This is a genomic window from bacterium (genome assembly GCA_031082185.1).
Lineage (GTDB): Bacteria > Sysuimicrobiota > Sysuimicrobiia > Sysuimicrobiales > Humicultoraceae > VGFA01.
Genome location: JAVHLI010000002.1, coordinates 48,088 through 72,881 on the forward strand (window position 1 = coordinate 48,088; position 24,794 = coordinate 72,881).

Sequence of the window (24,794 nt, forward strand, 5' to 3'; positions counted from 1 at the left end):
GCATATGCTTTGCTTGGAATGTAACTGCGTCTGTTAGCATGCAGAGGTCCATGGACGCCTGGCTGAAGAAGATCACGATAATCCAGGTGGAACCCTGCCTGGCGGACCCCTCGGAGTGGCGCCTGTACGCGAGGCCCGATGCCGATCTTTCGGCGATGCTACCGTACCTGAACGCTGTTCTGCCAGGTGTCCGTTACACGCACGAGACGAGAACCCTCTCGCTACGGAGAGAAGGAATGCTCGTGACCATCATGCCCAGCGAGATCCGCCTGGCGCTGGTACCGTCGCTGGACGCCGGCAGGGCGCTCCTGGAACGGCTCAGGGACACGATCAACAACACCTACGCCCACCGTGCCGAAATCGTGCCCCGCGAAGGGCTGCAGCAACTCCCGAGCGCATTGGACCTGTACAAGTTGCTCCCACGCACCAACTGCGCCCGGTGCGGCTTGGGCACATGCATTGCGTTCGCTCTGCGGTTGGCGTCGGGGGCCGGACGAGTCGCGGAGTGTCCTCCGTTGCAGGAGGACGGGTATCTCAAGTCACGCCTGGCCCTGCAGACGCTTCTAGGCGGGAATGGAGGTGAACCTCATGCTGCTCCGTGAGTTCAAGTATCAACTGTTCGCCCCTGAGTGCAACCCGAACGCCGAAACGCTCAACTGCCTTGCTGCCTTCTCCGATGATGTGTCGGCGGTCTTCCCCTATCTCAACGCCGCCCTAAAGGGCTGCGTCTACCGACCCGACGCCGGCATTCTGAGCTTCCGCCACGAAGGGAAGTTCTTCAACCTATTCCCGCGCCGCGCCGCCATCACCAGGATAGCTGACGATAGTGAAGCGCAGCGTACCCTTGCCTGGCTGCGCGATCTGATCAACCGGACATACGAGGACCGTGAGACCATCACGCCCAGCTCCAAGAGCTGTGATGTGCTCAAGGCGCTCGACGTCTACAAGCTCCTGCCGGGCACGAATTGCGGAGAGTGCGCCGAGGCCGCCTGTCTGGCGTTCGCGCTGAAGATTGTCTCGCAGGCAGCGGAGATCGCGGCCTGCCGACCGCTCTTCTCTGGGCAGTACGAGGAGAAGCGCGAGCGGCTGATAGAGGCCCTGCTTAATGCGGGCTACGAGGTGCCTGCTGCCCTCATTTGAGCCCTAGCGCAGACCCTGCGCGGCCTCCACAGCGCCCCGCACGGCACCGAGGTCCCTGCGTCACCGCGCGATCGCCGCGGCGTCCAGATCTCCCATGCCCGCGTCGCAGGCGCGGTCGTACATGGCGCGCGCAGCGGCCGTTACGTCCAGGCGCACGCCCACGGCATCGGCCAGGGCCTCGGCCAGGCGCAGGTCCTTGCGGGCCAGCGCCAGCTTGAAGCCGGGATCGAACTGCTGAGCCCGGAGCCGAGAGGCCACACCCCGGAGCGTGGCGCTGTTGGCAGACCCCTGCTCGAGGACCTCGAAGACCGTGGACCGCGCGACGCCCGATCGCTCGGCGAGCGCCAGCGCCTCGGCGATCAACGCAGTCGTCGAAAGCGCGATCAGGTTGTTCAGAATCTTCACCACGTGGCCGGTACCGGACTCGCCGACGTGCACCACGACGGCCCCAAGGGCCTGTAGCACCGGTCGGACACGCTCGACCGCTTCGGACGGCCCACCCACCATGATCGTCAGGGTTCCGGCCTCAGCTCCCTTCACTCCACCCGTGACCGGAGCATCGAGGAAAGCAACACCCTGGACCGCGAGCTGATCGGCAAGGCGCCGCGTGGAGGCCGGGTCGCTCGTCCCCATATCCAGGAGGACCTGGCCGGGGCGCATGACGCCGGCGAGCCCGCGGCTGCTGAGCCCACCGCTGCCGAGGATTACCTCCTCCACCTCGTGCGATGTCGGCAGCATGAGGATCACCGTCTCCACCAAACCGCTGAGTTCGACCGGCGAGTCCACGACAGCGGCACCCAGTGCAGCAAGCGCCGCGGGTGCGTCCGGATCGCGGTGGCGCACCACGGTGACCTGAAACCCTTTTCGCAGGAGGTTCCGCGCCATGGGCATCCCCATGGCGCCCAGGCCGATGAAGCCGATCGAACTACAGGTCACCAAACCCCTCCAGGATCCGCGCGATATGCCGGGCCGCGTTGAGGAAGTCGCCCAGACGCACATGCTCGTCAGGCGCATGCGTGCGATTACGCCCGTAGCCAACGCCGGCGGTCACCACTGGAATTCCCAGCGGCCGGGCAAAGGCGTAGAACGGGCTGCTCCCGCCCCCCAAAGGTAGCAGCAGGCTCGGCAGCCCGTAAACCTCCTCGCCTGTACGGGCGGTCAGGGCCACGAGCGGATCATCTGCCGAGACCTTGGAAGGCCACATGGCCCCAATCCATGTCACCTCCACATCGGCAAACCCCTCCGCGTCAAGATGACGCCGCAGCATGGCGAAGATATCGTCTGGATCCTGGTCGGGCAACAGGCGGAAGTCGAGCTTGGCCGTCGCTCGCGCGGGTATGATCGTCTTGGCGCCCTGGCCCTGGTATCCCGAGTTCAGGCCCTGGATGTTGCAGGTCGGCTCAAACACAGCGCGGTTGAGTGCTCGGCCCGACCGACCCAGCACAAACTCCCTCACGCCGTACGTTTCCCGCAGGTGACGCTCGTAGTCCGGCAGCGCATCAAGCATCGCGATGTCGCTTGGCGACGGCGGCAGGACCGCGTCATAGAAGCCCGGAATGCGGATGCGCTCGTCCGGACCTTTCAGGCTGGCAAGCGCCCGCAGCAGCCTCCAGGCGGCACTGGGAAGCACATCGGCCTGCCCGGAGTGAGCATCAACCCGCATGGTCTCAACGCTCAACTCAACCTCCAGGATCCCGCGCCGGCCCAACGATACCTGCGGCCGCCCCTCGGCATCGGTTCCCCCCTCTTCCCACACCGCGCCGTGGCAGGCGAGCAGGTCCTTGTGCTCCTGAACAAATCGTGCGATGTGCGGGCTCCCGATCTCTTCCTGCCCCTCCACCACGAACAGCACGCCGCAAGGGGGAATCCCTCCGTGCGCCGCGCGCACCGCGTCCACCGCGGCCAGCCGCGCTACGAACTCTCCCTTGTCATCCTTGGCGCCCCGGGCGTAGAGGGCACCGCCGCGCACAACGGGCTCAAACGGAGGGGAGGTCCAGAGTTCCAGCGGTTCCGGCGGCTGGACGTCGTAGTGGTTGTAGAAGAGCAGGGTTCGCAGCGATCGTCCCTGCAACCGGCCCACCACCACTGGGGCCCCGGCGGTGGCAATGCGCCGGACAGTGAATCCCCGCTGCTGGAGGAGGTCTGCCACAAGGTCCGCGCACTCGGAGAGCCCGATGCCCTGCGCTGAGACGCTCGGTTGCGCGCAGAGCCGGGTTGTCTCGGCTATGTAGCCATCCAGTCTCTCGGACAGGAATGCGTCAATCTCTCGCGCTGACTCGGTATCCACTCTCCTACCTCCTCACGATCGCGCATGTGTGTACCGTGGTCTATCTCAGAGATCGAAGAAGGCGAGGGCGGTAGCCGCGTAGACCTGCGCGCAGAGGACGAGGTGCTCCACCCGAACGGCCTCGTCGAATCCGTGTATGCCCTTGCCGGACGGACCGTACTGCACCACGGGGATGCCTGCGGCCCTGAAGTGCCGCGCGTCGCTTGTGGCCCACTGCAGCAGGAACGCGGGCGGCGCGCCCAGCACCGCGGTGACGCCGGCGGCCAGGGCCCTGGCGACGCTTGCATCAGGCATCGTGTAGTTGGGCTCGGAGAAGTCCAGCGCCTCAACGGACACGCCGGTCCCTGCCAGCGACGCCTCGATCTCCTGTCGCAAGCCGGCCGCCGAGCAGCCGATCGGCACGCGGATGTCAATCTCGGCGGTCGCCTCGTCCGGGACGACATTGACCTTGGTCCCGCCGCGCAGCACGCCGACGTTGGCCGTCACATGGTCGAGAGCGGCGGTCGCGGCCTCTCCTGCGAGCGTGGCCATCCACGCCTTGGACTCCGCAAGGATGCCCTGCAGCTCAGCAGGGAACGCTCCTGACCGCCCGGCCACGCTCAGGATACCGGGCAAGACACCAATCATTTCGAGCACGGCGTTTCTGCCGACGTACGGGCTCAGGCTACCGTGCGCCGGCACTCCTGAGGCCAAGAGGCGCAGCCACAGCGCCCCGCGCTGCCCGATCGTGCTCACCCCTGGCCCTGAGGGCTCAGCGATCAGGCAGCCGTCGCCGGCTAGACCAGCCTGCTCCAGCAGCCAGCGGCTCCCCCACCGCCCTCCGGTCTCCTCATCCGGCACCAAGGTGAGGACGATCCGCCCGGGGGAGTCTGCGTTGCGCAGCGCCCTGACCGCGCCCAACAGCGCCGCCACGCCGCCCTTCATGTCCACGGCGCCCCGGCCCCAGAGCCATCCATCGTCATGCTCGGCGCTGAAGGGCGAACGTGTCCAGCGTGCAGGGTCACCCGCAGGCACAACGTCGAGATGCCCGTTGAGGATGAGGGTCCGGCCGTCGTCCGGGCCCAGCGAAGCCACCAGGTTGACGCGGCCGGGTGACGGCTCGTGCCAGACCGGCCTGATCCCCCATCCTTCAAGGGTCTCGGCCACGAAGGCCGCAGCGGTCGTCACGCTGCCCGGAGGGTTCTCGGTTGGAATGCGGATCAACCGCTGGGCCAGCGCGACGATGTCGTCGCCGTCCCGCGCCACCTGGTCTATCAGCCAGTGCGCCGTCGTACCCATGTGCCCCCGCGTCCCTGCCTGACCTACAGACCCCTCGCCGTGCGCGGGTCGAGCATGTCGCGCAGCCCGTCGCCCAGGAAGTTGAACCCCAGCACGGTCGTCATGATGGCGAGCCCTGGGAATGTTGACACCCACCAGGCCTGGCCCACGAACCCCCGCCCTTCTGCCACCATCGCGCCCCACTCAGGAGTCGGGGGCTGCGCGCCGAGCCCCAAGAAGCTCAGCGAGGCAGCCCAAAGCAGCGCCGCGGGCATCTCCAGCGTGGTGTAGACGACCACGGTGCCAATCGCGTTAGGCAGGATGTGACGGCCCAGGATGCGGGCGTCTCCGGCTCCCATGGCCCTGGCGGCCTCCACGTACGTGGATGTGCGGATCACGAGAACCTGCCCCCGGATCAGGCGGGCGAACTCCCTCCACCCGGTGATGCCGATGGCCAGGATCATGTTGCCGAGCCCGCCGCCCAGGACGCCGGCGATCGCCAGCGCCAGCACCAGCGTCGGGAGGGCGAGCATGATGTCCACCAGGCGCATAAGCAGTGTGTCCGTCCAGCCGCCGAAGTAGGCGGCGCAGGCACCAAGCACGATGCCGATGACTGCCTCGATGAGGACAACCGCCACGCCGATGAGTAGCGCGAAGCGCGTCCCATAGATAACCCGGCTGAAGATGTCACGCCCGAGTTCGTCGGTGCCAAACAGGTGCTTCGCGCCGGGTGGCGTCAGTAGGGCCTCGATATCAAGTGCGATCGGATCGTACGGCGCGAGCTGGCCCGCCAGCAGCGCGGCCACGGCCACGACCAGCACCAGCACCGCGCCCACGAGCATGAGGCGGTGGCGCCACAGCCGCCGCAGGGTCCAGACTGCCGGCGAGGCCACGCGAGCGGGCCGCATCTCACTCATACCGGATGCGTGGGTCAACCACCGCGTAGAGCAGGTCCACCAGCAGGCTGCTACCGACGACCAGGAGGGCCATCGCCACCACGATACCCTGCACGACTGGGTAGTCGCGCTTCAGGACCGCATCCACCAGGAGCCGCCCCATGCCGGGCCAGGCGAAGACCGTCTCGGTGATCACGGCACCGCCAAACAGCCATGGAAGCCGCAGCCCTATCAGGGTAATGATCGGGATCAGCGCGTTGCGCAGGGCGTGGCGGATCACGACGGCTCGTTCGGCCAACCCCTTGCTGCGTGCCGTGCGAATGTACTCCTCGCCGATAACCTCCAGCATGCTGGACCGGGTGAAGCGCGTGAACATGGCCGCGGGCGGCAGGCCCAGGGTCAGAACCGGCAGCACGTGGCTGCGCAGCCCCTCCAGCGTCCAGAGACCGCCGGCCCGTCCGGAGATCGGCAGCACTCCGAGCCAAACCCCAAAGACCATGATGAACAGCAGACCCAGCCAGAAGGTGGGCATTGACACCCAGAAGAGGGCCGCGACCCTGGACAGGTTGTCCACGGCGGTGTTCCTGCGGACCGCCGAGAGCACACCGGCAGGCAGGCTTACCGCCAGGGTCACGAGCAGGGCGAGAATGGTCAGTTCCAGCGTCGCGCCGACGCGCGGGCGGATCATCGCGACGACGTGATCACCGGTGGTGATGGACATCCCCAAATCGCCGCGCACGGCCCGCCCCAGCCATCGCAGGTACTGGACTGCCACAGGACGGTCAAGTCCCAGCTCTTCGCGGCGCTGCTGGACGATGTCCTCCGGCACATTGAGGCCGAAGAGCAGTCGAACAGGGTCACCCGTCAGGTGCAGGAGACTGAAGACGACAAGGGTGACCCCGATCGCGACCGGAATCAGAGCCAGCAGCCGGTGCAGGACATACCGGGTCATGCCGGCCTCGTCGAGCCTACTTCCTCGTAATCGCGAGCGCCCTCAGGTGGGGAGGCCACCAGGGATGCGACGCCAGCACCTCCAGGCCGCCCACTGACCTCTTCGCAGCGAGCAGGCTCGTGTTGGAAACCAGCGGAACCCAGACCGCGGACTCTACTACGATACGTTGCACGCGGTTGAGCGCCTGATCGCGCTCGTCGTCATCAATGGCCGCCCCGGCTGTTTCCAGTAGCTTGTCAAGCTCACTGTTGGCCCACCGCGAGAAGTTGCTGACCGGAATGTTCGTGGAGTGGGTCAGGAAGTTCAGGTAGGGCTGCCCAAGCCACCACGTGTTGCGGAAGATCCCGATATCGAAGGTCCCGGCCCGAGCGCGGTCATAGGCTGCTCCCACCTCGGCCGTCTCTACCTTGACGTCAATCCCGACTTGGCGAAGCTGGCTCTGCACAATAACACCGGCACGGCGCCATTGGTCAACGTTCGAGAACGTGATCAGCGTGACCTCGAAACGGTCGCCATCGCGGCGCAAGATTCCGTCCGGCCCGGCTTTCCACCCGGCTTCGGCAAAGAGCTGCTTGGCCCGCTCAACGTCGTACTTGTACGCGTAGCCCTTTACGCCCGGCCAGTAACCAATGGTCGCCGCGCTGATGAGGCCTTCCAGGGGCTGGCCGACGCCCAGCCAGGCAGCCCGCGCGATCGCCTCCTTGTCTATGCTGTGCGCTATGGCCTGGCGCACCTTTGTACTCTGGAAGAACCAGCGCTCCATGTTCAGAACGAGGTACTGGACGCTGAATGAGGGAGCCTGCATGACGATCACGTTGGGGTTGGCCCGGAGCTGCTGCAGGCCGGACGGGGTGACATCGAACGTCAGGTCCACGTTGCCGGCGGCCACCTCTGCCGTCATCGTGGCGTCCTCAGGCACGATCCTGAATACAAGACGCTGGAAGTTGGCCGGGCCGCGGTTGGGCGAGAAGGCCGGACCCCACCGGTACCGGTCAAAGCGTTCCAGGACGATCCGGTCGCCCGGAACCCACTCCTTGAAGATGTACGGTCCTGTACCAATTAGGGCCCTGATGCCGATGTCTGCCGATGGCGTGCCGGCTATGAAGGATGCCGGCAGGATGCCCGTATGCGCGTCGGCCAGGTCGGAGATAATCGCCAGGGGCTTGGGCTGGCCGAAACGGAAGATGATCGTGCGGGCATCCGGCGTGTCCATGCTGGTTATCCCACCCGTGCGCGGCCGCAGATACGAGGACAGCGGTGACACGGTGATGTACCGTTCGAAGGTCGCCTTGACGTCGGCCGAAGTCACCGGGGCGCCGTTGTGGAAGAAGAGTTCGGGCTTGAGCGTGACCTTGAGGGTCTTCCTGTCGGCAGACCACTCGTGTGATTGCGCGAGCAGAGGAACCACCTTGAAGTTCTTGTCCAGCGTGAACAGCGGTTCGGCCACGTAGCTCAGGACGACCAGCGAGTGGAACCGGGTCGTCCGCTGGGGATCCAGGTTTTCAGGCTCCTCCCCCAGTCCCTGGATCAGCGTAGCCGCGGTCTGCGCACCGGCAAACTGCGGCATTCCTGGCAGGAGCAGGGCGATCATGCCTACCAGGACGAGCAGCGCTATCTGCAAACGCATTCTCCTTCCCTCCTTGGTCTAGGCCCTCGTCTCAGAATCTGCCTGGTGGGCCATCCAGAAGCCAATGCTACGGTTTCAACCCACATCCATTCGTTCCCTGCCGAGTCCGTCGAGCGCCGGACACTATGGTAGCGATAGGACGCGGGCCAGAATGCCCGGGCCACTCCACGCTGCACGGGCTGCTTTGGCCGGAGGCGTCGGAGTGGTGCTTGCGCCCGCGCCAGACAACCCCTATAGATGAGAAGTGAAGGGCCCAGACCACACGAGCGGAGGTGGACGCCGATGGCAGACGAGATTCGCCTGGTGGAGTACTTCTACGTTCTGACATCCGACAAGCCCGGAGAGGGTGCCCGGTTCCTCGGATACCTGAAGGACGCCGGGGTGAACCTGCTTGCGTTCCATGGCTTCCCGGCCGGTCGGAGGGCGCAGCTCGACTTCGTCCCGTTCGACCCCGCGGCCTTCAAGGCGGCCGCGCGCAAGGCGAAATGGAAGCTGGTGGGGCCGAAGAAGGCGTTCCTTATCGAGGGCGACGACCGGGTGGGCGCGCTGGTGGACTACTACGACAGGCTGGCCGAAGCCAAGATCAACGTGACGGCCAGCAACGCGGTGGCCGCAGGTGCCGGTCGGTTCGGCGCGATCTTCTGGGTCAAGGCACGTGATGTGAGGCGCGCGGCGAAGGCGTTGGGCGTAAGGTAGGCGCGCCCCAAGAACACCCCTCGCGGTCCAGGTCTGTCCCTTGCGGCGGATCGCGGGGATAGGATCATCCGCGCGCGTGGGGGCGCTGGGACGCGCCGGGCTTTTCCTTGTAGTAGCAGTCACTTCCGCCCCCGGCACCCTGTCTGCGCGTGGTGTCGCCCTTCCGCCACCATCGCACTTCTCCGCACATCTTGCGACCGTCCGGGAATACCTTCCAGGCGGTGTACTCCCCATCGTGGAGGCCCCCGGGATTGTGGGTATCCCTGAAGGTCCCACTGAGGACGCCGGCGACGTAGGTGCCGTGCCCCTCGTGCCTGATCCCGGCGGATGGGATCTCAAGGACCCAGCGCACCCTGGTGCCCGTCTGCTCGATCAAGAAGGTACCCCCACCCTTCAACCACCACGTCCCCGAGATATCTGACGTGGACCGGGCGGTTGTGACGCGGCCTCTGCCTTTGCGGGCTTCCGTCTCCAGGGCCCGGGCCAGATCCCGGAGCTTCAGGGCAAGGAGTTCCGCCGTCTTCGCCTTCCAGTAGTCGCGCAACCGGGGCCACCCCCGGTCGGCTTCCTGGCGGATCGATCCGGGCATACCGCGCAAGGGGCTCGTATAAGAGTCCCAGATCTCTCTCAGCCGCCGCTCGGTCTTCACCTTCACGGCTATGTTGACCTCGGTGATCCCGAACTTCCGACCGGCCACCTCGAAGAAGGACGGATGGCCCCGCAGTGGATTTCGCAGGTCGCGGAGGAGGTCGAAGCGCGAACCGCCGAACACGATCCGGTCAATTTGCCGCTCGTCGGCGGCCTCATAGAGCCGCAGCACCGCATAGGTGGACCCGCCGATCACCACCCTGCCGGCGTTGATTGCGATGCCCAGGGCGGGGAACTGCATCGCCACCCCGCTCTCCAGCAGCGCCCGGTAGGCCGCGCCTAGCCGCTCGGTCTCGCCGGTGGTGAAGTAGGCGACGAGTGGGGAGATCACGATGGCGTCAACGTCGCCTGCTATCTTGCCGCCCACCGACCCTGCCGCGCGGAACACTACCTCTTTGGCCAGGCCTTCGAGCCCTTCCCCGACCGGTCCCGGCGATTGCGCCCCTGCCGCAGGAGGCGGGATCAGCAACGCGGTCAGAAGAGCTGCCAGCAGTACTGCGTGCAGGCGACCCACGATGTCGGCTGGTGATCTTCGGTGAACTCTGCGGCTCATTGCAGCCACCTCCTGGGTTGTACGTGGGTTTTGCCCGGGTGTGTTCGGGCCCAGACCGGTCGAAGGTCACGAGGCCCGCCCCCGTTTCCTGTGGGACCCCCTTCAGTATCGGGTGTCTGACGAAGCCGGGCGCGGTGCAACCGCTGGCGGCGCGCATCGACATTCTGCAGGTATGCCGCCAACCCTGAATCCGCCACTACGACCTTTGGGGTCTTGAGCAGTCGCTTCCGTAGGGTGGCTGTCCACACCGGCACCCGGACGACGAGGAAGGTAGCCTCAAGGAGCGTGAGGTGGCGCAGCACGGTTCGCTGGGAGATCTCGGAGGCCCTCGAGGGAGATCAACGGGATGCTCGCCGGAGGCCTATGGTGCCTGCGCCTGCATCAGTGTGACGACACGGTTGGCGGCTTGATAGGTATCGTCGGACAGCAACTCGCGCCGCACCACCTGCCCGTCTTGAGAGACGATGCGGTAGGTCAGCACCCGGTAGCCGGTCGCGCCCGGACTCCGCTGCCGGGTGCGGCCATTCGGCTCACCCGCCTGGTCCGGCGCGAGAGTCAAGCGGGCCGGGGTGGTGACCGAGGACACATCAGAGGTGACCTCAATGGTCGGATCCAGACGCTGGCGGCCGAAGAGCCGGACTTCGAGGCGATCACCAACGACCCGCGCCTGGATTCGCACCGGCCAGGCGTAAGGATTGCGGAAGCGCAGGTCGATGTCGTGCTGCGCCACAGCCGCGTCGCGACCGGGTGCTACGTAAGTCGGGGCGAAGACATGAGAGTGCCGCTCGACGATGGGCAGCCCGGCCAGGAGCGCCGCGTTGTAGAGGGTCGTAGACGTCTGGCAGACGCCGCCGCCGAATGCTCGTATCAGTTCGCCGTCGAAGCTTACCGGCGCTTTGACATAGCCGCGGTCTACGGTCCAGGACCGCACCGTGCGATTGTACGAGAAGGTGGCGCCCGGTGCGATCCGCACGCCGGTCAGCGCCTGGGCCGCGAGGCGGGCGTTGTGACGCTGGCCTCCCGACCGACCGGTCAGTCTTGTGGCGTAGCCGGCCAGTTCGACCTCCTGTGGCTGGGTCGCAACGATGCGGGCGATCCCGGCTGCGCCGAACACGAGGATGGCCGCCAGCGCCGCGCCGGTAGCGAGCATCTGGAGGTCGGGGCGCCGCGTCACGCGATCACCGCCATCACCGAATGATCACCCGCGCGCCCGAGGACTCGGCGCGCATCTTCGGCGTGTACATGCCCTCCAGGAGCGTCGGCATCGCGTTGTATGTGCCCGGAGTCTGCGCCCGCACGTTGTACTCGATCACGTGCTTGCCCGCCGGAATGCGGCGAGCGAAGATCGCGATGCGGTCGTCGCGCACGTCCGTGTAGTCCCACCACCAGCGCCAGTCGTCAATGGCGACTTCAGCGCGTCCGCGCTCGGTAACCTCGAAGCCTGCGGGGAACGGATCTTCGATGATCACGTACGCCAGATCACGCGGGGTGGTGATGGTCAGCCGCACCAGCACCCGGTCGCCCTGTCGCAGCACGTTTCGCGTCGGCTCGGTTTGCAGCGACCAGATGCCGGCGCCGGCGCGCTTCGGGAGCAGGCGCAGGTATTCACGCGCGATGCGGATATCGGCGGGAGCAAGCGCGGGTATCGCGTCCATGGCGATCGTTTGCCGCAGCGTCACGGTGTAGAACACCCGGCTTGTGCCACCCGCGCGCTCCACGGTGATCCGGTTCTCGCCTGGCTGGAGCGCGCTGCCCGACAGGGTGAGGACCAGATCGCGCGCCTCACGCACGGTCGGCGTGAGGCGGTAGGTCTGCACCACCCGGCCGTTGAGCGCCACGCGCACTTCGCCGGTTGCCGAGGCCGCGCCACCTTCGGCCCGCAGGTAGTCGGCCAGCGCCGCCAGCACCCACGACGTGTCTCGCGTGCTCCACCAGTAGGAGCCGGTGCGGTTCAACATCAACCAGCGGATGATTCCCTCGATCCGCGGATCGCGGGAATCTACCGCGAGGATCGCCCGCAGCGCCAGGGCGGTGGCCATCCGCTCGTTCCAGTCCCAGCGCGTCGCATCGTCCGACCGCCAGGACACGGTGCCGTCCTCGGTAACCGACCGCCGGCCCAGTTCGGCGAAGGCCGGCCGCACATTGCGGCCGAGCAGCCGGTCGAGCAGCACCGCGTATGCCACGCCCTCGGTCTTGAGTTCGGACAGCGTGGTCTTCGCTCGGAGTCCTCGCGCCGTCTCGGGGTCACCCGCCAGCGCCACCGCGTAGAGCAGGAACATGCGTGTGTCGGGGTCGGCCCGGCCGGCCAGTTCCAGGGCCGCCCGCCGGCCTGATTCGAGCACGCTCTCCCGCACCGGGTACCCCTCGGCCTTCGCCGTGGCGAGGCCGTACAGCACGTAGGCGGTCATCCACGCGCTGCCCTCGTCGAACTCCCACCAACCCCATCCGCCCTCTTCGTTCTGGAACCGGTACAGGCGGATGAGACCATCCTGCACCATGTCCGGAATCCGGCGCTCCAAGTCGGGCTGCGGCAGACCGCCCGCCCGCAGCACCCGCTGTACCATCACCGTGGGCAGGAACCGGCTCATGGTTTGCTCGACGCAGCCCCAGGGATAGCCGATGAGGTACTCCAACGCGCCGGCCGCGGCCTGCGTCACCGACGGCGTGATCCGCACGGTCAGGCGGCTCGCCTCGGGAATGGCGCTGCGCTGCAGCACCACTGTCTCGGTCTTCGGCCCCTCGGCGGTGATGTCTCCCGTCTGCCCCGTGATCTGCGTGCGTCCGTAGGGCCGGACGGGAACGGTGATCTCCACGCCGTCCGAGCGCGACGGCTGGCCCGCAGCCTCCGCGGTCACCAGAATGCGGGCCTCGCCGGGCCGCCGGGCGGAGACGGGCCAGATGACCTCCTCCACCTTGCGCGGCGCGAGGGTGACGGTCTGCTGCGGCGATCCTGCGGTCTGGAGCCCGTCGGCCTTCAGCCGTACTGTGGCCTGCAGCGGCGTGTCGGTCTCGTTGTGAACGAGCGCGGTGATGCGCGACTGGTCGTCCTGCGAGAACAGCCGCGGCGTCTCGATTCGCACGAAGAACTCTCTGGCCACGATGGCCTTGTAGACACCCCGGCCCAGCCGCGTCTCCTTGGTGTGCGCCAGCACCGTGGTCCGCCACGTGGTCAGGTTGTCAGGAAGGTCAAACGACATGGTGGCTCTTCCCTGCGCGTCGGTCACGAGCGCCGGCTGCCAGTAGGCGGTGTCCTTGAACCGCCGGCGGATCATGATCTGGCTGGCGTCCTTGTCCGCGTCACCCAGATACCACAGCTCGAACGAGAAGTGCGTGCGCACCAGATTCCATCGCCGAGGGTAGAACGCGTTGCGCAGCGCCCTTGGATCGTCTTCCTGCAGGGCATATATGGCCTCGTCCACGACAGCGAGGGAGAGCTCGGCCTGCTGTGGCCGACCGGCCGCGTCGGTGACCTGCACCTTGTAGGTGGCGCGGTCGCCCGGGCCGTAGCGCGGCCTGTCGGATGTCACCGTGACCTTCAACTCACGCTCGGGCACGGTGACGTTGAGCGCCACCTCGCCCCGCGCCAGCTTCTTGTCCCTCACGTAGAGCGCCGACAGGAAGACGTTGGGTCCGTACTCCGGGAGCAGCGGCACGCTGATCACGGTCGTACGGCGCACGACCGGCACGGCAAACACCCGGTGGATGCGATCGCCCTCGATGGTCACCAGGGCGGTCTGGCCGGTCTTGTCGGCGTTGAGCAGCACCCGCGCCGTCTCGCCCGCCCGGTACCGTCGCTTGTCGGTCTGCAACGAGAGGTCGGTGTATCGCACCCCGAAGTCGCCGCCTGCTTCACTGGAGGCCCACAGCCAGGTGTCGCCTCGGATCTCGCGGCCGGCAGTGTCTCTGGCGATCGCCAATATCTGCACATAGCCGCTGCGCGGCAGCGTCACCGTCGCCGGGACCGAACCGTCCGGTCCGGTGGTGACCGTTTGCGTCCACGCCTTCAGGCCAACATACTCTCGGCGGCCGTAGTCCCACCGCACGTACGACGTCTCCAGCGTCACGCTGACGCCGGGCACCGGGCGCCGGTCGAGGTCGCGCACCAGCACCGTCGTACTCACCGGGCGCCCCGGCTCGACGAAGTATCGCTCGGGCCTCAGCATCACCCTGAAATCACCGGCGGCCACCTCAATGTCGCGCGAGACCGTCACCTCCCGGCCGCTGGTATCACTCACCGACACCTGGACGCTGAAGATCTGATCTTGCGGCGTGTCGGTGGCGTCGGGGAACTCCGCGCGGAAGCCGATCGCCGCCTTGCCCTGCTCGTCGAGCTTCACTTCGCCCTCGGCGACCGGGCGACCGTCGCCGTAGTAGCCCTCGGACGTCCCCATGTCCTCGTCCGGTTCCTCGTCGTAGAGTGCCTGCCACTGGGCATACCAGTTGGGCGTCCGGTATACCGTGTAGCTTGCCTTCGCGCCCGCCACCGGCGCGCCGAAGTAGAACTGCGCCGACAGCTCGATCCGCACCTGATCGCCGCGGAGGTACCGCGGCTTCTCCGCGGCCAGCGAGACCGAAAACTCGGGCTTGCGGTAGGCCGCGACCACGATGTCGTGCGTAGTCGTGGACTCGCCCGCAGTGAGCACCAGGGAGTAGAAGCCTGTGGGCGCCTCAGGGCTGAGGTCGAACTCGCTGTGGAACGACCCAAAGGCGTTGGTAAGGTGCCGCTGCCGCAGCAGTGGTTCGCCGTCTGGATCCTGCACCTCGATGCGCACGGCCTCGCCGGCGGGCACCGCGTACGGCGCGCCGCGACCGACCTTCCGCCGGACGATGCCCTTGAAGTGGATGCGCTGACCGGGCCGGTAGATGGGACGGTCGGTGTAGGCATGCAGGGCAAACGGACCGCCCTGCTCGAGACGGTAATCCCTCCTGCCGATCACGGCCTCATCGGCGCCACGTTGCGCTATGGTCATGAGGTAGAACGTGTCCAGGGTCGCAGGGAGTGCGATCCGGGCGATGCCCTCCTTCGAGGTGCGACCCTTCGCAAGGACTTTTCCGTCCTTGTAGAGGCGGACCGTGCTATCGGCGACGGGCGTGCCGGCCAGCGCGTCTGCGACGAAAGCCAGGGCCTCACCGGGTGCCCGTTTCAGTACCAGCGCGGTGTCTGACACCAGCAGCCAAGTGGACACCGTGGCGCCAACGTACCGGGCTTCGACGAGATACAAACCCACCGGCTGTTGTCCGAAGTCGAGCGTCTTCGTGTAGAAACCCTCTATGCCAGCTTCATTGACACGATACCCGCGTTCCAGAACCACCCGGGGTGGCGCCACCCCGGGTGGATGGAGCAGGACCTCGGGGAGGGGTCTGTCGGGCCGCCAATCCTCGCCGCCGTAGGACAGCGCGCGGGCGGTCCTCTGATCGCTCAACAGATCTGAGAGGCGCGTTCGAAAGACCCGGACCGCGATCTCCCGCGCCGCGCCCGTCGTGGAATCCACGTACCCACGCACCGGCAGGGTCATGCTCTCCGCCGTCGTGAAGTGGCGTTTCGGTCCAACGAGCTGCAACTGCGGTCTGGCAAAGGACAGCGCGAGCCTGATGGAGGACGTGCGGGCCTCATCAACGCGCACATATTCTTCCTCGACCGAGAAGGTGTCCAGATAGGCGGCGACCTGGTACTCGCCCGCCCGGACATGCGCCAGGGAGAACCCGCCGGACGCATCGGTCAGCGCATAGTACAACTTCGGTTTCTCCTCACCCTCGGCGTTCACGGAAGTCAAGACCACCTGGGCGCCGGCCACCGGCACATAGGTCTTGGCATTGACGACCTGGCCCTGGACGCGGCCGACCGGCGGCTGCTCAACTATCGCGTAGGCCAGGACCGCTCCGACGCACACGCAGGCCGCGATCGCCGCGGCGAAACGAGGCCGGATCAAGTGCGCAATGCGGACCGCCGGGGATGCCGAAGGGCTACTCACGACTCGACTCATTTCTGCGCTCCCTCGGCGGCGAGGAGCTCACGCCGCCTGTTCCACCAGCCTGCGATCCGCGGCCAGTAGTCCACGGCCAGGATCGCCACAAGCACTACCGCGGCCAGCCAGCCCAGCACGCGGAGTTTCTCGGCCCGCGGCAGGTCGGCGACCCTGAGCACCTCATGCGACCACTGGGTCAGCGGCAGCGCCAGTGCGAGCGCCACCAGCGCATGCAGCCGGCCTCCCTGCACGATCGCACACGACAGCGCAAGCCCGGCCAGCAGCCCGATGGCCGCGCGCGCTCCCCACAGGACCAGCAGCGCACCCGGCAGTGCCAGCGCAACGACCAGGACGAACAGCAGTCTCATCAGGCCTCGCCCGGGCGATTCCCCACCGCCGCCCCCGGACGACAGCATGCCGGCCAGCAGCGATGGGGCCACTGCGCCGGCGATGAGCGTGAAGATCGCGAAGTGATCGGTCAACACCGCGCCCGACAGATCGGTCTGGAATCGCTGGAGGAACAACCGGTAGAGCAGCACGATCACACCGAGGGTCAGCAGCGAGGTGATGCGGGCGGCCGGGTCGCTCACCGCCTCCTGCGCCGGGCCGCCGCCCTCGGGTGCGCGGCCGACGCCGAGCGCCAGCACGACACCGGCAGGCAGCCAGGCAGCCACCAGCATGACCCCCACGCCATAGCCGATCAGCAGATAGAAGGACGCCACCGTGGCGCCCAGCACCACGAGCGCCGCGAGCGCCACGTCCACAGGGAGTCCGTTCGCAGGGGAGCGTGAGCCGCCGCGGGCCTCGCGCATGCCTTCGCTGGTGAGCCACCAGAGGATGAAGGGCGCAACCAGACCAACGGCTGCGGCCAGCACGAACCGCGGCTGCATCAGGATGTGCTGCCCCACGATGTACGCCAGTGCGGCCAGCAGGAGCGCGCCCAGCAGCGTCCACAAGGCGCCGGAGGACCGGCCGGAGCGGCTCGCGCCGCCGCGACCGGCCGAGGCCAGCAGTCCGGTCACCAGCACGATGAGCGGGACACCGGCCGCCAGGATCACCGCGGCAATGCTCCACTCCGCGCCTTCTGAGGCGGCCGTATCCCGGTAGTGCCCCATGGCGGCGGTCGCGAAGAGCGTAACGGCGAAACCGGTCCCCGCGGCAAGCAGAGTGGAAGGCGCGAGGCCGGATGAAGCCGTGTCCGCAGACGCCGGCCCTGGGACGCGGATTGCGCCGAGCGCCAGGATCAGCGAGACCAGGAGCCATCCCGACGCGGCGCCTATCAGACTATCCACGAGAGTGGGGCGCAACCAGAGCAGAACACCTGCGGCGGCGGCCACCGCCGCGAAGTACGATGCGACGATCGCTGCCATGCCCCTAGATCTGCTGGTCGCATTCCCAGCGGGCAGCGCGACCCATCCTGCCAGCAGCGCCGCCAGACCGCCGAGCACCGCGCCATGGCCCCATCCCTGACCTGCCGGCCACAAGGCCCGCCCCGGAATTGTCAGGGCGGCGATGAGGACAAGCGCTCCAAAGGCGGCCACCGCGAACACCGGAGTGAACCGGCGTCCGTCTGCGCGCTCCCGCCGGATCAGCAGCCATCCGGCGATCCACCCGAGCAACCCAAGGATGAAGACCCCGAGCAAAAGGCTACGGTCCATACGACACGCTCCTCCGCCACTTCCAGATCGAGAACGTCGCCGCCGCGAGAACCATGAAGGCGACGATGCCCGCTGCAAGGCATGGGGGTGATTGGGAAATAGCGCTTGCCGACGTGTGTTGAGGGACGGTAGTCGGAACTTCAGGGTCTAGAGGGCTACCGCACACCATGGCGACGCTCCCCTCTGCGTAGAGTGACTGCCGCGAGCATCGCCCTTCCGGCGGGCGGCCATCGGACAACCCATTGCGTCTATTCGGTCCGGCGGCGATCCTCCCTCTTGAGATTCAGCCCTCGCGCCGGAAGTCGCACCTCCCTCAGAACCGATCACCGATGCGGGGGAGGCCCCGCATTGCGGGCAGTGTGCTGCGACGGACGGGGCAGAACACTTGGGAAGAAGCCCGCGCCCGGCGACAGCAGATTCGACAGAACCGGCCAGGGGCCAAGGAGCGGCGCGGGTTCACGAGCGAGCAGGGAGGCCGCGAGAGGCACTTTGCGACCCATCCGGTTCGAACCAACACGTGGGGACTTCGGCAGGCCGTACTGCCTGGCGCGGACATCAATCGACACCTTGGCGCTGCTCGACACGCTACCCGAGGGGGACAGTCTGGAAAACGGTTCGAATTCTTTGCGATGGTGGAGGCGGCGGGAATCGAACCCGCGTCCTGAGTGGATGAGGGCGGAGCCTCTACGAGCGTAGTCCGCGCTTTGGTTCTCGCCGTCTGGGCCTCCCGCAGACCGGATGCCCGAACAGCCAGCCCGTTGGGATTCCCGTCACGCGTCCCGGGCCAGGACGCCCGACGGTAGCCGGCTTGTGGCGCTCAGCCCGGGCCGCCGGCCCTACCAGGTGAGCGTCGACGCTATTTAAGCGGCGAGTGCGTACTGTGTGTTGGCGTTTATGCGCCTGCCAGTTGATTAACGAGGACCTGACCACCTCGGCTCGCAGCTCTGCTGCTTCCCACCCAGTCGAAACCGATCGCCCCCACATTCTGGCTGCGGTCGCAACCAAGCACCCTCATTATACCATGAACACGGGCTCACCCGGCCTGGCCTGCCGCCCTGCGCAGCCGGTCCATGACCGCCCTGCCCAGGCCCTGTTCCGGAATTCCCTCCACGACGATCGCGTCGAGACCCGCGTCGTCGAGCTCGCGCAGGAGGGCGAACAGCTTGGCGGCGACCGCCGCCGGATCGGTGCGCGGCCCCATCACCCGCACGACCGCACCCTCGGGAACTCCGGAAGCGGCCTCGGCGGTCACCATAACGCCGACGCGCAGGCCCTCGTCCCACAGCAGGCGCACGGCCGCGGACAGCTCGGCGCCGGGCTGCGCGGCGCCGACCTCCTCCGGCAGAACCTTCTCCGGTGGGACCTCCACCAGCACCACCCTTGCCCGCGGCGCGTAGTGACGGTATCGCGTGCCGGGCGAGCGTTCCAGCGCGACCTGCACCTCCGGCGCAGCGGTGCCTGCCGCGGCGGCACCCGGCGCGGGAACGGTCACCTGACCGACGATCGTCACAAGTTGTTCCAGCGATACCCCGCCCGGCCGCAGGAGCACTGGAGGATCGCAGGTGAGGTCGAGCACCGTGGACTCCACCCCCACCGGGGTCGGGCCCCCGTCGAGCACGAGTTCAACCGACCCACCCAGGTCGGCAAGCACGTGCTGCGCCGTGGTCGGACTGGGCCGGCCCGACCGGTTCGCGCTGGGCGCGGCCACCGGGCATCCGGCGGCGCGGATCAAGGCAAGTGCAACCGGGTGCGCGGGCATGCGCACGGCCACCGTCGGCAGTCCGCCTCTCGTCACGGAAGGCACCACCGGCGCGGCCGGCAGGACGAGGGTCAGCGGTCCAGGCCAGCAGCGCGCTATCAGGGTCTGCGCCGCCGCGGGCACGTTGCTGACCAGTCCGCCCAGGGCGTTGGAATCGGCGATATGGACGATGATCGGGTTATCCACCGGGCGGCCCTTGGCGGCGAAGATACGCTCCACCGCACGCGGGTTCAGGGCATCCGCGCCCAAGCCGTAGACCGTCTCCGTGGGAAAGGCCACAAGGCCGCCGTCAGAGAGGACCGCGGCCGCCTCGCCGATGGCCGCGGGGTCGGGTGTGCCGGGATCAACCGTCAGGATGCGTGCGGGCATCTGCCTCAGGCGCGGAGGGGCGCCGGCTCCCACCGGAGCATCGCTGCCGCGCGCCGCGCGCGGTCCAACGCCTCCTCGGCGATCTCCCCTAGCGCGGTGACGTGCCCCATCTTGCGCCGGGGCCACGCCTCGGCCTTCCCGTAGAGGTGCAGCGAGATCCCGGCCACGGCCAGAGCCTCCTCGACCCCCACCAGCCGGACCGGACCCTCGCGATCGCCCAGCAGGTTAACCATCGCAGCAGGCGCCAGCAGGCCCGCGTCACCCAGCGGCAACCCGCAGATCGCACGCACGTGCTGCTCGAACTGCGACGTTGGACAGGCGTTGATCGTGTAGTGGCCTGAGTTGTGGGGACGCGGCGCCAGCTCGTTCACGAGAACTTCGCCGCGATCCATCACGAACATCTCGACCGCCAGGACGCCGACGAGATCGAGCGCCGTGGCGATGGACTCGGCGATGCCGGCTGCCCGGTCGGCGACAGTGGCAGGAACCTGCGCCGGCGCCGCCACCTCCACCAGGATTCCGTCGTCGTGCACCGTGCGCACGACCGGGTAGACGCGCCGCCCGCCGTCCATCCCGCGCGCGACAACGACCGCGACCTCGCACGCGAAAGGGATGTGCCGCTCCACGACCAGCGGCCCGCGCTCGAACCCCAGCGCGGCGGCTGCCGGAAGATCGTCGTGCGACGCGACGCGCACCTGTCCGCGCCCATCGTATCCAAAGAAGGGAATCTTCACCACACAGGGCAGACCCAGGCTGCCTACCGCCTCCTCCATCTCGGCAGCGGAACCGGCCTGGCGCCAGGGGGCCGTAGGAAACCCGTGCTCCCGCAGGAACTCCTTTTCCCGGATGCGGTGCTGGCAGGCGGCCAGGACCTGGCTCGAAGGCCGGACCGGCCGCAGCGCTTCCGCGGCCAGCGCGCATGCCAGTGGAACGTGTTCGAGCTCGAACGTCACCACGTCCGAGCACGCAGCCAGATCGGCCACCGCCTCTGCATCGTCGAACGGAGCCTGAACGTGCGTATCGGCCAGCGCCGCGGCCGGTGCCACCGCGGATGGATCAAGAACGGCCACGCCGTAGCCCATCCGCCGGGCATCCAGCGCCAACATGCGGCCCAGTTGGCCGCCGCCGACGATGCCGATCGTCCCACCCGGGGCTAGCGGCGTTGTCTGCGCCAGCGGGGAACCCGCTATCTGCGGAGCGGCCCTGCCTGCGATCACGCCTGATCGGCCTCCCGCACCGCGGCAGCCTGCGCCTCTTGCCGGCGCCGCAGCCGCTCGCGGATCGTCTCATCGCAAAGACCCAGGATGCGCGCTGCCAGCAACGCGGCGTTCGCAGCGCCGGCACGGCCGATCGCCATGGTGCCCACCGGCACGCCGGCGGGCATCTGCACGATCGAGAGCAGCGAGTCGAGGCCTCTCAGGTGCTCGCTGGGGACCGGCACGCCGATCACCGGCAACACGGTCTTGGCAGCGGTCATGCCGGGCAGGTGCGCGGCGCCACCGGCGCCGGCAATAATCACCTTGATGCCGCGTCGCTCCGCGGCGGCCGCGTACTCGAACATCCAGTCGGGGGTCCGGTGTGCGGAGACCACCTTGACCTCGTGCGGTATCTCCATCTCGGTCAGGATCTCGACCGCGGCCTCAAGGACCGGCCGGTCAGAGGTACTGCCCATGATGATGCCAACGAGTGGTCCCTGGCCCCAAGCCTGTGTCATCCGCCCTCTCCCTTTCTCCTGCGCACGCGCGGCTCGACCGACTGCTTCAAGGCGCGCTGCGCCTGGCGCTGTGCCTCCCTCTGCCCGATCGCCTCGCGCTTGTCGTAGAGCTTCTTGCCGCGTCCCAGCGCCAGCTCGACCCTGGCCCTGCCCCGACGGAAGTACAGGCGCAGCGGCACGAGCGTGTAGCCCTTCTGCGCGGCCGCCTCTGCCAGGCGCCGGATCTCGCGCTGGTGGAGCAGCAGCTTGCGCGGCCGCAGCGGGTCGTGGTTGAAGATGTTACCGGCGTCGTAGGGCGGGATGTGCAGGTGGAGCAGCCACGCCTCGCCGCGCTCCACGCGTGCAAACGCTTCGCCCAACGTGACGCGACCACTCCGCAGTGACTTGACCTCGGTACCGGTCAGCACCAGGCCGGCCTCGACCGACTCCTCGATATGGTACTCGTGTCGAGCCTGGCGGTTGGTGGCAATCAGCTTCTCGTCGCTGTGCTCAGGCACGGCCAAGGGACCTCAGCATGGAACAGGTCAGGATGCACAGCGCACCGACGGGCGCTGTGCTGATCGCCAGAACCCACAGATCCGGGCGGAACGCCGCGGCTCCAAAGGCAAGTGTCAGTATCAGCCAGCCGGCGGTCTCCAGGTGGGCGAAGAACCCTCCCTGTCGGCGACCGCTCAGGTAGGCCGCGTGGTGGCGCACCGTGGTCGCGAGGGTCACCAGGGAAACAATCAGAGCCGCTAGGCGTAGCGCGTCACTCATAGATACCACTGGCTTCGCCCACGCGGGAAGCCGCCCCTGCCCAATCAGCCGATGTCAGGGCCAGGTGGCCGTGCGTTCCGGGCCCCCGGGCGCCAGATCCCTGTCACCCAGCGACAGGCGCCGCCCCTGCCCAACCAGCCAGCGCCGCAGGACGCCTCCTGGTGCCGTGCCCACCGCGAACACCGCGGCGTCGGCCTCGATCCCCTCAATCCTGACTGCCTCGGAGCGGCCCGGCCTGCGGAAGCCCACGAGGTCGCGCCGGCCGTCCGGCCAGGCCAGGGCGACGCCCAGCGCGCCCTCTCCTTCTACCTTGGTGATGCGAGGCAGGCCCGAGGTCTCCGCGGCCCGGTGCGGCATGAGCACCGTGAGAAAGACCGTGGCGGTGTGCGCCGACCGCGTCGAGGAGGTCAGGTGCCACTGGTTGGGCCGCCCGTCCTCCGGCGGCACGGTGAAGCGGTCGGTCTGCGCGAACGCAAGGCCGCCTGGATCGAGGAAGCGTACGACCATTCCTGCCCTCCCCTCGCGCACACGGACCTCGGCAGCGCCCTCATCCACCTCCATCCGTGAGAGAGCGTGCAGCCACCACTCCCAGGTGACCGGCTGGGGCGCGGCAACCTCGTCGTAGACGACGAACACACCCGGACGCACGTGCACGATTCGGCGCACCGCGCGCAGCAGCCGTCCTTCGTAGGCAGGCGTGGCGTCACCAGAAGCGTAGTCATAACCGCCGCCGGTGGCAAACGCCTCGATCCTCCCGCGCGCCCGGATGCTGCGTTTGCCCTGTCCCTGCCCGCCGTTGATCGTAATCGCGTTCGAGGCCCGGGTTTCGCGCGTCCACAGGTCGTGGTGCGGCGAGGCGTACCAGGGGTAGTATCCCGACGCGATGGCCAGGGCTTCGCCGTAGGCCTCAACCGTGAACGCGTTCTGGTTGGAGTGTCCGTGGCTGTGCGAGCCGTAGGGACTGCTGCGCAACAACAGATAGATGTCGTTGTCCGGATCGCCCAACGCGCTGTGCATGGCGACCAGGCCCACCGACGGAAAGACCCGGCTCTGGGGCAGCGCGGTCGGAGGCCGTCCTGCCAGGGTCGCGTCCGCCAGGACGACCCCCAGAATGTCTGAGCTGGGCCCGCGCCGGCGCGCGTCCGCATACCAGCGCGCCACCGGGTCACGCAGCACCGACGAGAACCAGTACATGAGACTGCCCAGCTCGACCCGGCTGTGCTGGCCGTCTCCGAACGGTGCCAAGCGGTGATAGGGCGGCGCGGTGTACACGGCGTAGTGCGGTGTGTTGGCGAAGAACGGCTTGCCCATGATGTCCGCGCCCGCGGCGGTCCGCAGCGCCACAGCGAAGTGCAGCATGAAGTTCATGTACGAACCCCAGTACGCCGGGCCCTCGGCCCAACCGCCGTCGTCACCGCCCCATGCCGGATAGGAAGTCCAGTAGCCGGTAGCCACGTAGTCCAGCCAGTCGCGCGCCTCAGGCCACTCGTGGATAAACGCAAGCGCGGCCTCGCCCAGGAACCCGATGATCCGGCCGGCGTGACTTTCGTAGGGGTTACTCTCGAACGGTCGGCGTCGCAACACCTGGTGCATCTGCTCGGCGCGCACCCGCATCACGCGCTCAATCGCCTCGCGCTCCTCGGGCGGGACGCGGTCGTGGATCCAGTCGTAGGCCCGCACCCCGCGCATCATCATCCACATCGCCGGCTCGTCGTTGTGCGCCAGCTCGGTCGGTCCCAGCGGGTCCCAGGAGAAGAAGTGCCGCAGGCGGCGCCGCGCCTCATCGGCGAAGCGCGCATCGCCGGTCAGCAGGTAGGCCAGCGCAACCCGCTCCATCGCGTCCATCGCCGGCCGCGTGCCCCGGATGATCTCGGCGAAGACGCGGCCGCGGTCGGGCTGGGTGCGCGGCAGGAAATCGGGTTCCGGAGGCAGCGGCCCGCCCAGGTCGCGCTCGGCAGCGCGCACGATGGGCGCCGCCAGACCGCGGAGGTCGCCGTCCCGCGCGCGGCCGCGGTAGGCGGCCACCTCCTCGGCGCGCACGAACAGACGCGGTCGCCCTCTGGGTACCCGACCGACCATGGCGTCCACACCGGGATAGGGCCAGGCGCGCGCGTCCACAGCTACCGTGAAAGCCCGCACGCGGCTCCAGGAGACGGTGCCATCGGAGGACTCGACGCCGTACCTCCATGCCCAGCGTCCGGGAGCGAGCGCCTCGCGCAGCGCGTGCGAGGCCATCGTAATCCCTCGGACCGTTCGGCCTCCAGACGTTGCAGGATCCGGAGCCGGCCCCACCTGCAGCGCGTACCGCGCGCCCCGTGCAACCGGAATCCAAACGAAGGCCGGCGGTGTGATGGAGACCACCGCGCCGTCGGCAGGCGAATACGGCAGTTCGAACTCACCCGGGGGCCGGTCGAGGGCGGCAGGAGCCGGCCCCCCACCTGCGGGAAGCGCGAAGGCCAGCAGCAGGACAGCCAGGGATGCGGTCCTGGTGGTCCTCACCGCGCTACGCGGGTCGC

19 protein-coding genes and 1 other RNA gene are annotated in these 24,794 nt (G+C 68.0%); 3 read left to right on the forward strand and 17 right to left on the reverse strand.

Annotated features, from left to right (window positions below; all coding sequences use genetic code 11):
• The first annotated feature begins 50 nt into the window (after positions 1–50).
• Both RDU83_02590 and RDU83_02595 read left to right on the forward strand, forming a co-directional pair.
• The gene (locus RDU83_02590) at positions 51–602 is read left to right on the forward strand and encodes a (Fe-S)-binding protein (protein MDQ7839898.1); all 552 of its coding nucleotides are present in this window, start codon (positions 51–53) and stop codon (positions 600–602) included.
• A complete protein-coding gene (locus tag RDU83_02595; GenBank protein ID MDQ7839899.1) occupies positions 589–1,140 on the forward strand; it encodes a (Fe-S)-binding protein in 552 nt (183 codons plus the stop codon). Before RDU83_02590 ends, RDU83_02595 begins: the two co-directional genes overlap by 14 nt.
• A 60-nt stretch (positions 1,141–1,200) precedes the next feature.
• Here RDU83_02595 and RDU83_02600 read toward each other — a convergent pair whose 3' ends face one another.
• Genes RDU83_02600 through RDU83_02625 form a run of 6 tightly spaced genes read right to left on the reverse strand, consistent with a single transcriptional unit; the run spans position 1,201 to position 8,159 of the window.
• Positions 1,201–2,076, reverse strand: coding sequence for an NAD(P)-dependent oxidoreductase (locus RDU83_02600; protein MDQ7839900.1), 876 nt, complete (start codon positions 2,074–2,076; stop codon positions 1,201–1,203).
• Complete coding sequence (locus RDU83_02605; GenBank protein MDQ7839901.1) at positions 2,066–3,427, reverse strand: M20/M25/M40 family metallo-hydrolase; 1,362 nt, start codon at positions 3,425–3,427, stop codon at positions 2,066–2,068. Before RDU83_02605 ends, RDU83_02600 begins: the two co-directional genes overlap by 11 nt.
• A gap of 45 nt (positions 3,428–3,472) precedes the next feature.
• Positions 3,473–4,705 carry an ArgE/DapE family deacylase gene (locus tag RDU83_02610; GenBank protein MDQ7839902.1) on the reverse strand — a complete coding sequence of 411 codons (1,233 nt, stop codon included), beginning with the start codon at positions 4,703–4,705 and terminating at the stop codon, positions 3,473–3,475.
• A gap of 23 nt (positions 4,706–4,728) precedes the next feature.
• Positions 4,729–5,592, reverse strand: coding sequence for an ABC transporter permease (locus RDU83_02615; GenBank protein MDQ7839903.1), 864 nt, complete (start codon positions 5,590–5,592; stop codon positions 4,729–4,731).
• A gap of 1 nt (position 5,593) precedes the next feature.
• A complete protein-coding gene (locus RDU83_02620) occupies positions 5,594–6,532 on the reverse strand; it encodes an ABC transporter permease (GenBank protein MDQ7839904.1) in 939 nt (312 codons plus the stop codon).
• A gap of 16 nt (positions 6,533–6,548) precedes the next feature.
• Positions 6,549–8,159 (reverse strand): ABC transporter substrate-binding protein, encoded by a 1,611-nt coding sequence (locus tag RDU83_02625; protein ID MDQ7839905.1) that lies wholly within the window; start codon positions 8,157–8,159, stop codon positions 6,549–6,551.
• Positions 8,160–8,441: 282 nt separating this feature from the next.
• Here RDU83_02625 and RDU83_02630 point away from each other — a divergent pair, with 282 nt between their 5' ends.
• Positions 8,442–8,855, forward strand: coding sequence for a hypothetical protein (locus RDU83_02630; protein ID MDQ7839906.1), 414 nt, complete (start codon positions 8,442–8,444; stop codon positions 8,853–8,855).
• A gap of 64 nt (positions 8,856–8,919) precedes the next feature.
• On the opposite strand, the gene RDU83_02635 is transcribed toward RDU83_02630, so the two are convergent.
• From RDU83_02635 to RDU83_02685, 11 genes are all read right to left on the reverse strand, one after another.
• Positions 8,920–10,056: a hypothetical protein gene (locus RDU83_02635; GenBank protein MDQ7839907.1), complete on the reverse strand. Its 1,137-nt coding sequence runs from the start codon at positions 10,054–10,056 to the stop codon at positions 8,920–8,922.
• A 361-nt stretch (positions 10,057–10,417) separates the two neighbouring features.
• Positions 10,418–11,230, reverse strand: a complete 813-nt coding sequence (locus tag RDU83_02640) for a VanW family protein (protein ID MDQ7839908.1) — start codon at positions 11,228–11,230, stop codon at positions 10,418–10,420.
• Positions 11,231–11,243: 13 nt separating this feature from the next.
• Complete coding sequence (locus RDU83_02645; GenBank protein ID MDQ7839909.1) at positions 11,244–16,028, reverse strand: MG2 domain-containing protein; 4,785 nt, start codon at positions 16,026–16,028, stop codon at positions 11,244–11,246.
• An 8-nt stretch (positions 16,029–16,036) separates the two neighbouring features.
• Complete coding sequence (locus RDU83_02650) at positions 16,037–17,680, reverse strand: hypothetical protein (GenBank protein ID MDQ7839910.1); 1,644 nt, start codon at positions 17,678–17,680, stop codon at positions 16,037–16,039.
• 630 nt (positions 17,681–18,310) lie between these two features.
• Positions 18,311–18,660: a transfer-messenger RNA gene (gene ssrA, locus RDU83_02655) on the reverse strand.
• Positions 18,661–18,713: 53 nt separating this feature from the next.
• Positions 18,714–19,808 carry an L-threonylcarbamoyladenylate synthase gene (locus RDU83_02660; protein MDQ7839911.1) on the reverse strand — a complete coding sequence of 365 codons (1,095 nt, stop codon included), beginning with the start codon at positions 19,806–19,808 and terminating at the stop codon, positions 18,714–18,716.
• 5 nt (positions 19,809–19,813) lie between these two features.
• A complete protein-coding gene (locus RDU83_02665) occupies positions 19,814–21,025 on the reverse strand; it encodes a 5-(carboxyamino)imidazole ribonucleotide synthase (GenBank protein MDQ7839912.1) in 1,212 nt (403 codons plus the stop codon).
• Entirely contained in the window at positions 21,022–21,522 is a 501-nt protein-coding gene (purE, locus tag RDU83_02670) for a 5-(carboxyamino)imidazole ribonucleotide mutase (protein MDQ7839913.1), read from the reverse strand. The genes RDU83_02665 and purE overlap by 4 nt, the downstream gene beginning before the upstream one ends.
• Positions 21,519–22,019, reverse strand: coding sequence for an SsrA-binding protein SmpB (smpB, locus tag RDU83_02675; GenBank protein ID MDQ7839914.1), 501 nt, complete (start codon positions 22,017–22,019; stop codon positions 21,519–21,521). The genes purE and smpB overlap by 4 nt, the downstream gene beginning before the upstream one ends.
• Positions 22,012–22,278, reverse strand: coding sequence for a hypothetical protein (locus RDU83_02680; protein MDQ7839915.1), 267 nt, complete (start codon positions 22,276–22,278; stop codon positions 22,012–22,014). The genes smpB and RDU83_02680 overlap by 8 nt, the downstream gene beginning before the upstream one ends.
• A gap of 54 nt (positions 22,279–22,332) precedes the next feature.
• Positions 22,333–24,777, reverse strand: coding sequence for a DUF4962 domain-containing protein (locus tag RDU83_02685; GenBank protein MDQ7839916.1), 2,445 nt, complete (start codon positions 24,775–24,777; stop codon positions 22,333–22,335).
• Positions 24,778–24,794 lie beyond the last annotated feature (17 nt).

Bases quoted from the DNA above. Each gene is read 5' to 3' on its own strand.
- RDU83_02590 (MDQ7839898.1), top strand. From the start codon at position 51: ATGGACGCCTGGCTGAAGAAGATCACGATAATCCAGGTGGAACCCTGC.
- RDU83_02595 (MDQ7839899.1), top strand. From the start codon at position 589: ATGCTGCTCCGTGAGTTCAAGTATCAACTGTTCGCCCCTGAGTGCAAC.
- RDU83_02610 (MDQ7839902.1), bottom strand. From the start codon at position 4,705: ATGGGTACGACGGCGCACTGGCTGATAGACCAGGTGGCGCGGGACGGC.
- RDU83_02615 (MDQ7839903.1), bottom strand. From the start codon at position 5,592: ATGCGGCCCGCTCGCGTGGCCTCGCCGGCAGTCTGGACCCTGCGGCGG.
- RDU83_02620 (MDQ7839904.1), bottom strand. From the start codon at position 6,532: ATGACCCGGTATGTCCTGCACCGGCTGCTGGCTCTGATTCCGGTCGCG.
- RDU83_02625 (MDQ7839905.1), bottom strand. From the start codon at position 8,159: ATGCGTTTGCAGATAGCGCTGCTCGTCCTGGTAGGCATGATCGCCCTG.
- RDU83_02630 (MDQ7839906.1), top strand. From the start codon at position 8,442: ATGGCAGACGAGATTCGCCTGGTGGAGTACTTCTACGTTCTGACATCC.
- RDU83_02635 (MDQ7839907.1), bottom strand. From the start codon at position 10,056: ATGAGCCGCAGAGTTCACCGAAGATCACCAGCCGACATCGTGGGTCGC.
- RDU83_02650 (MDQ7839910.1), bottom strand. From the start codon at position 17,680: ATGGACCGTAGCCTTTTGCTCGGGGTCTTCATCCTTGGGTTGCTCGGG.
- RDU83_02660 (MDQ7839911.1), bottom strand. From the start codon at position 19,808: ATGCCCGCACGCATCCTGACGGTTGATCCCGGCACACCCGACCCCGCG.
- purE (MDQ7839913.1), bottom strand. From the start codon at position 21,522: ATGACACAGGCTTGGGGCCAGGGACCACTCGTTGGCATCATCATGGGC.
- RDU83_02680 (MDQ7839915.1), bottom strand. From the start codon at position 22,278: ATGAGTGACGCGCTACGCCTAGCGGCTCTGATTGTTTCCCTGGTGACC.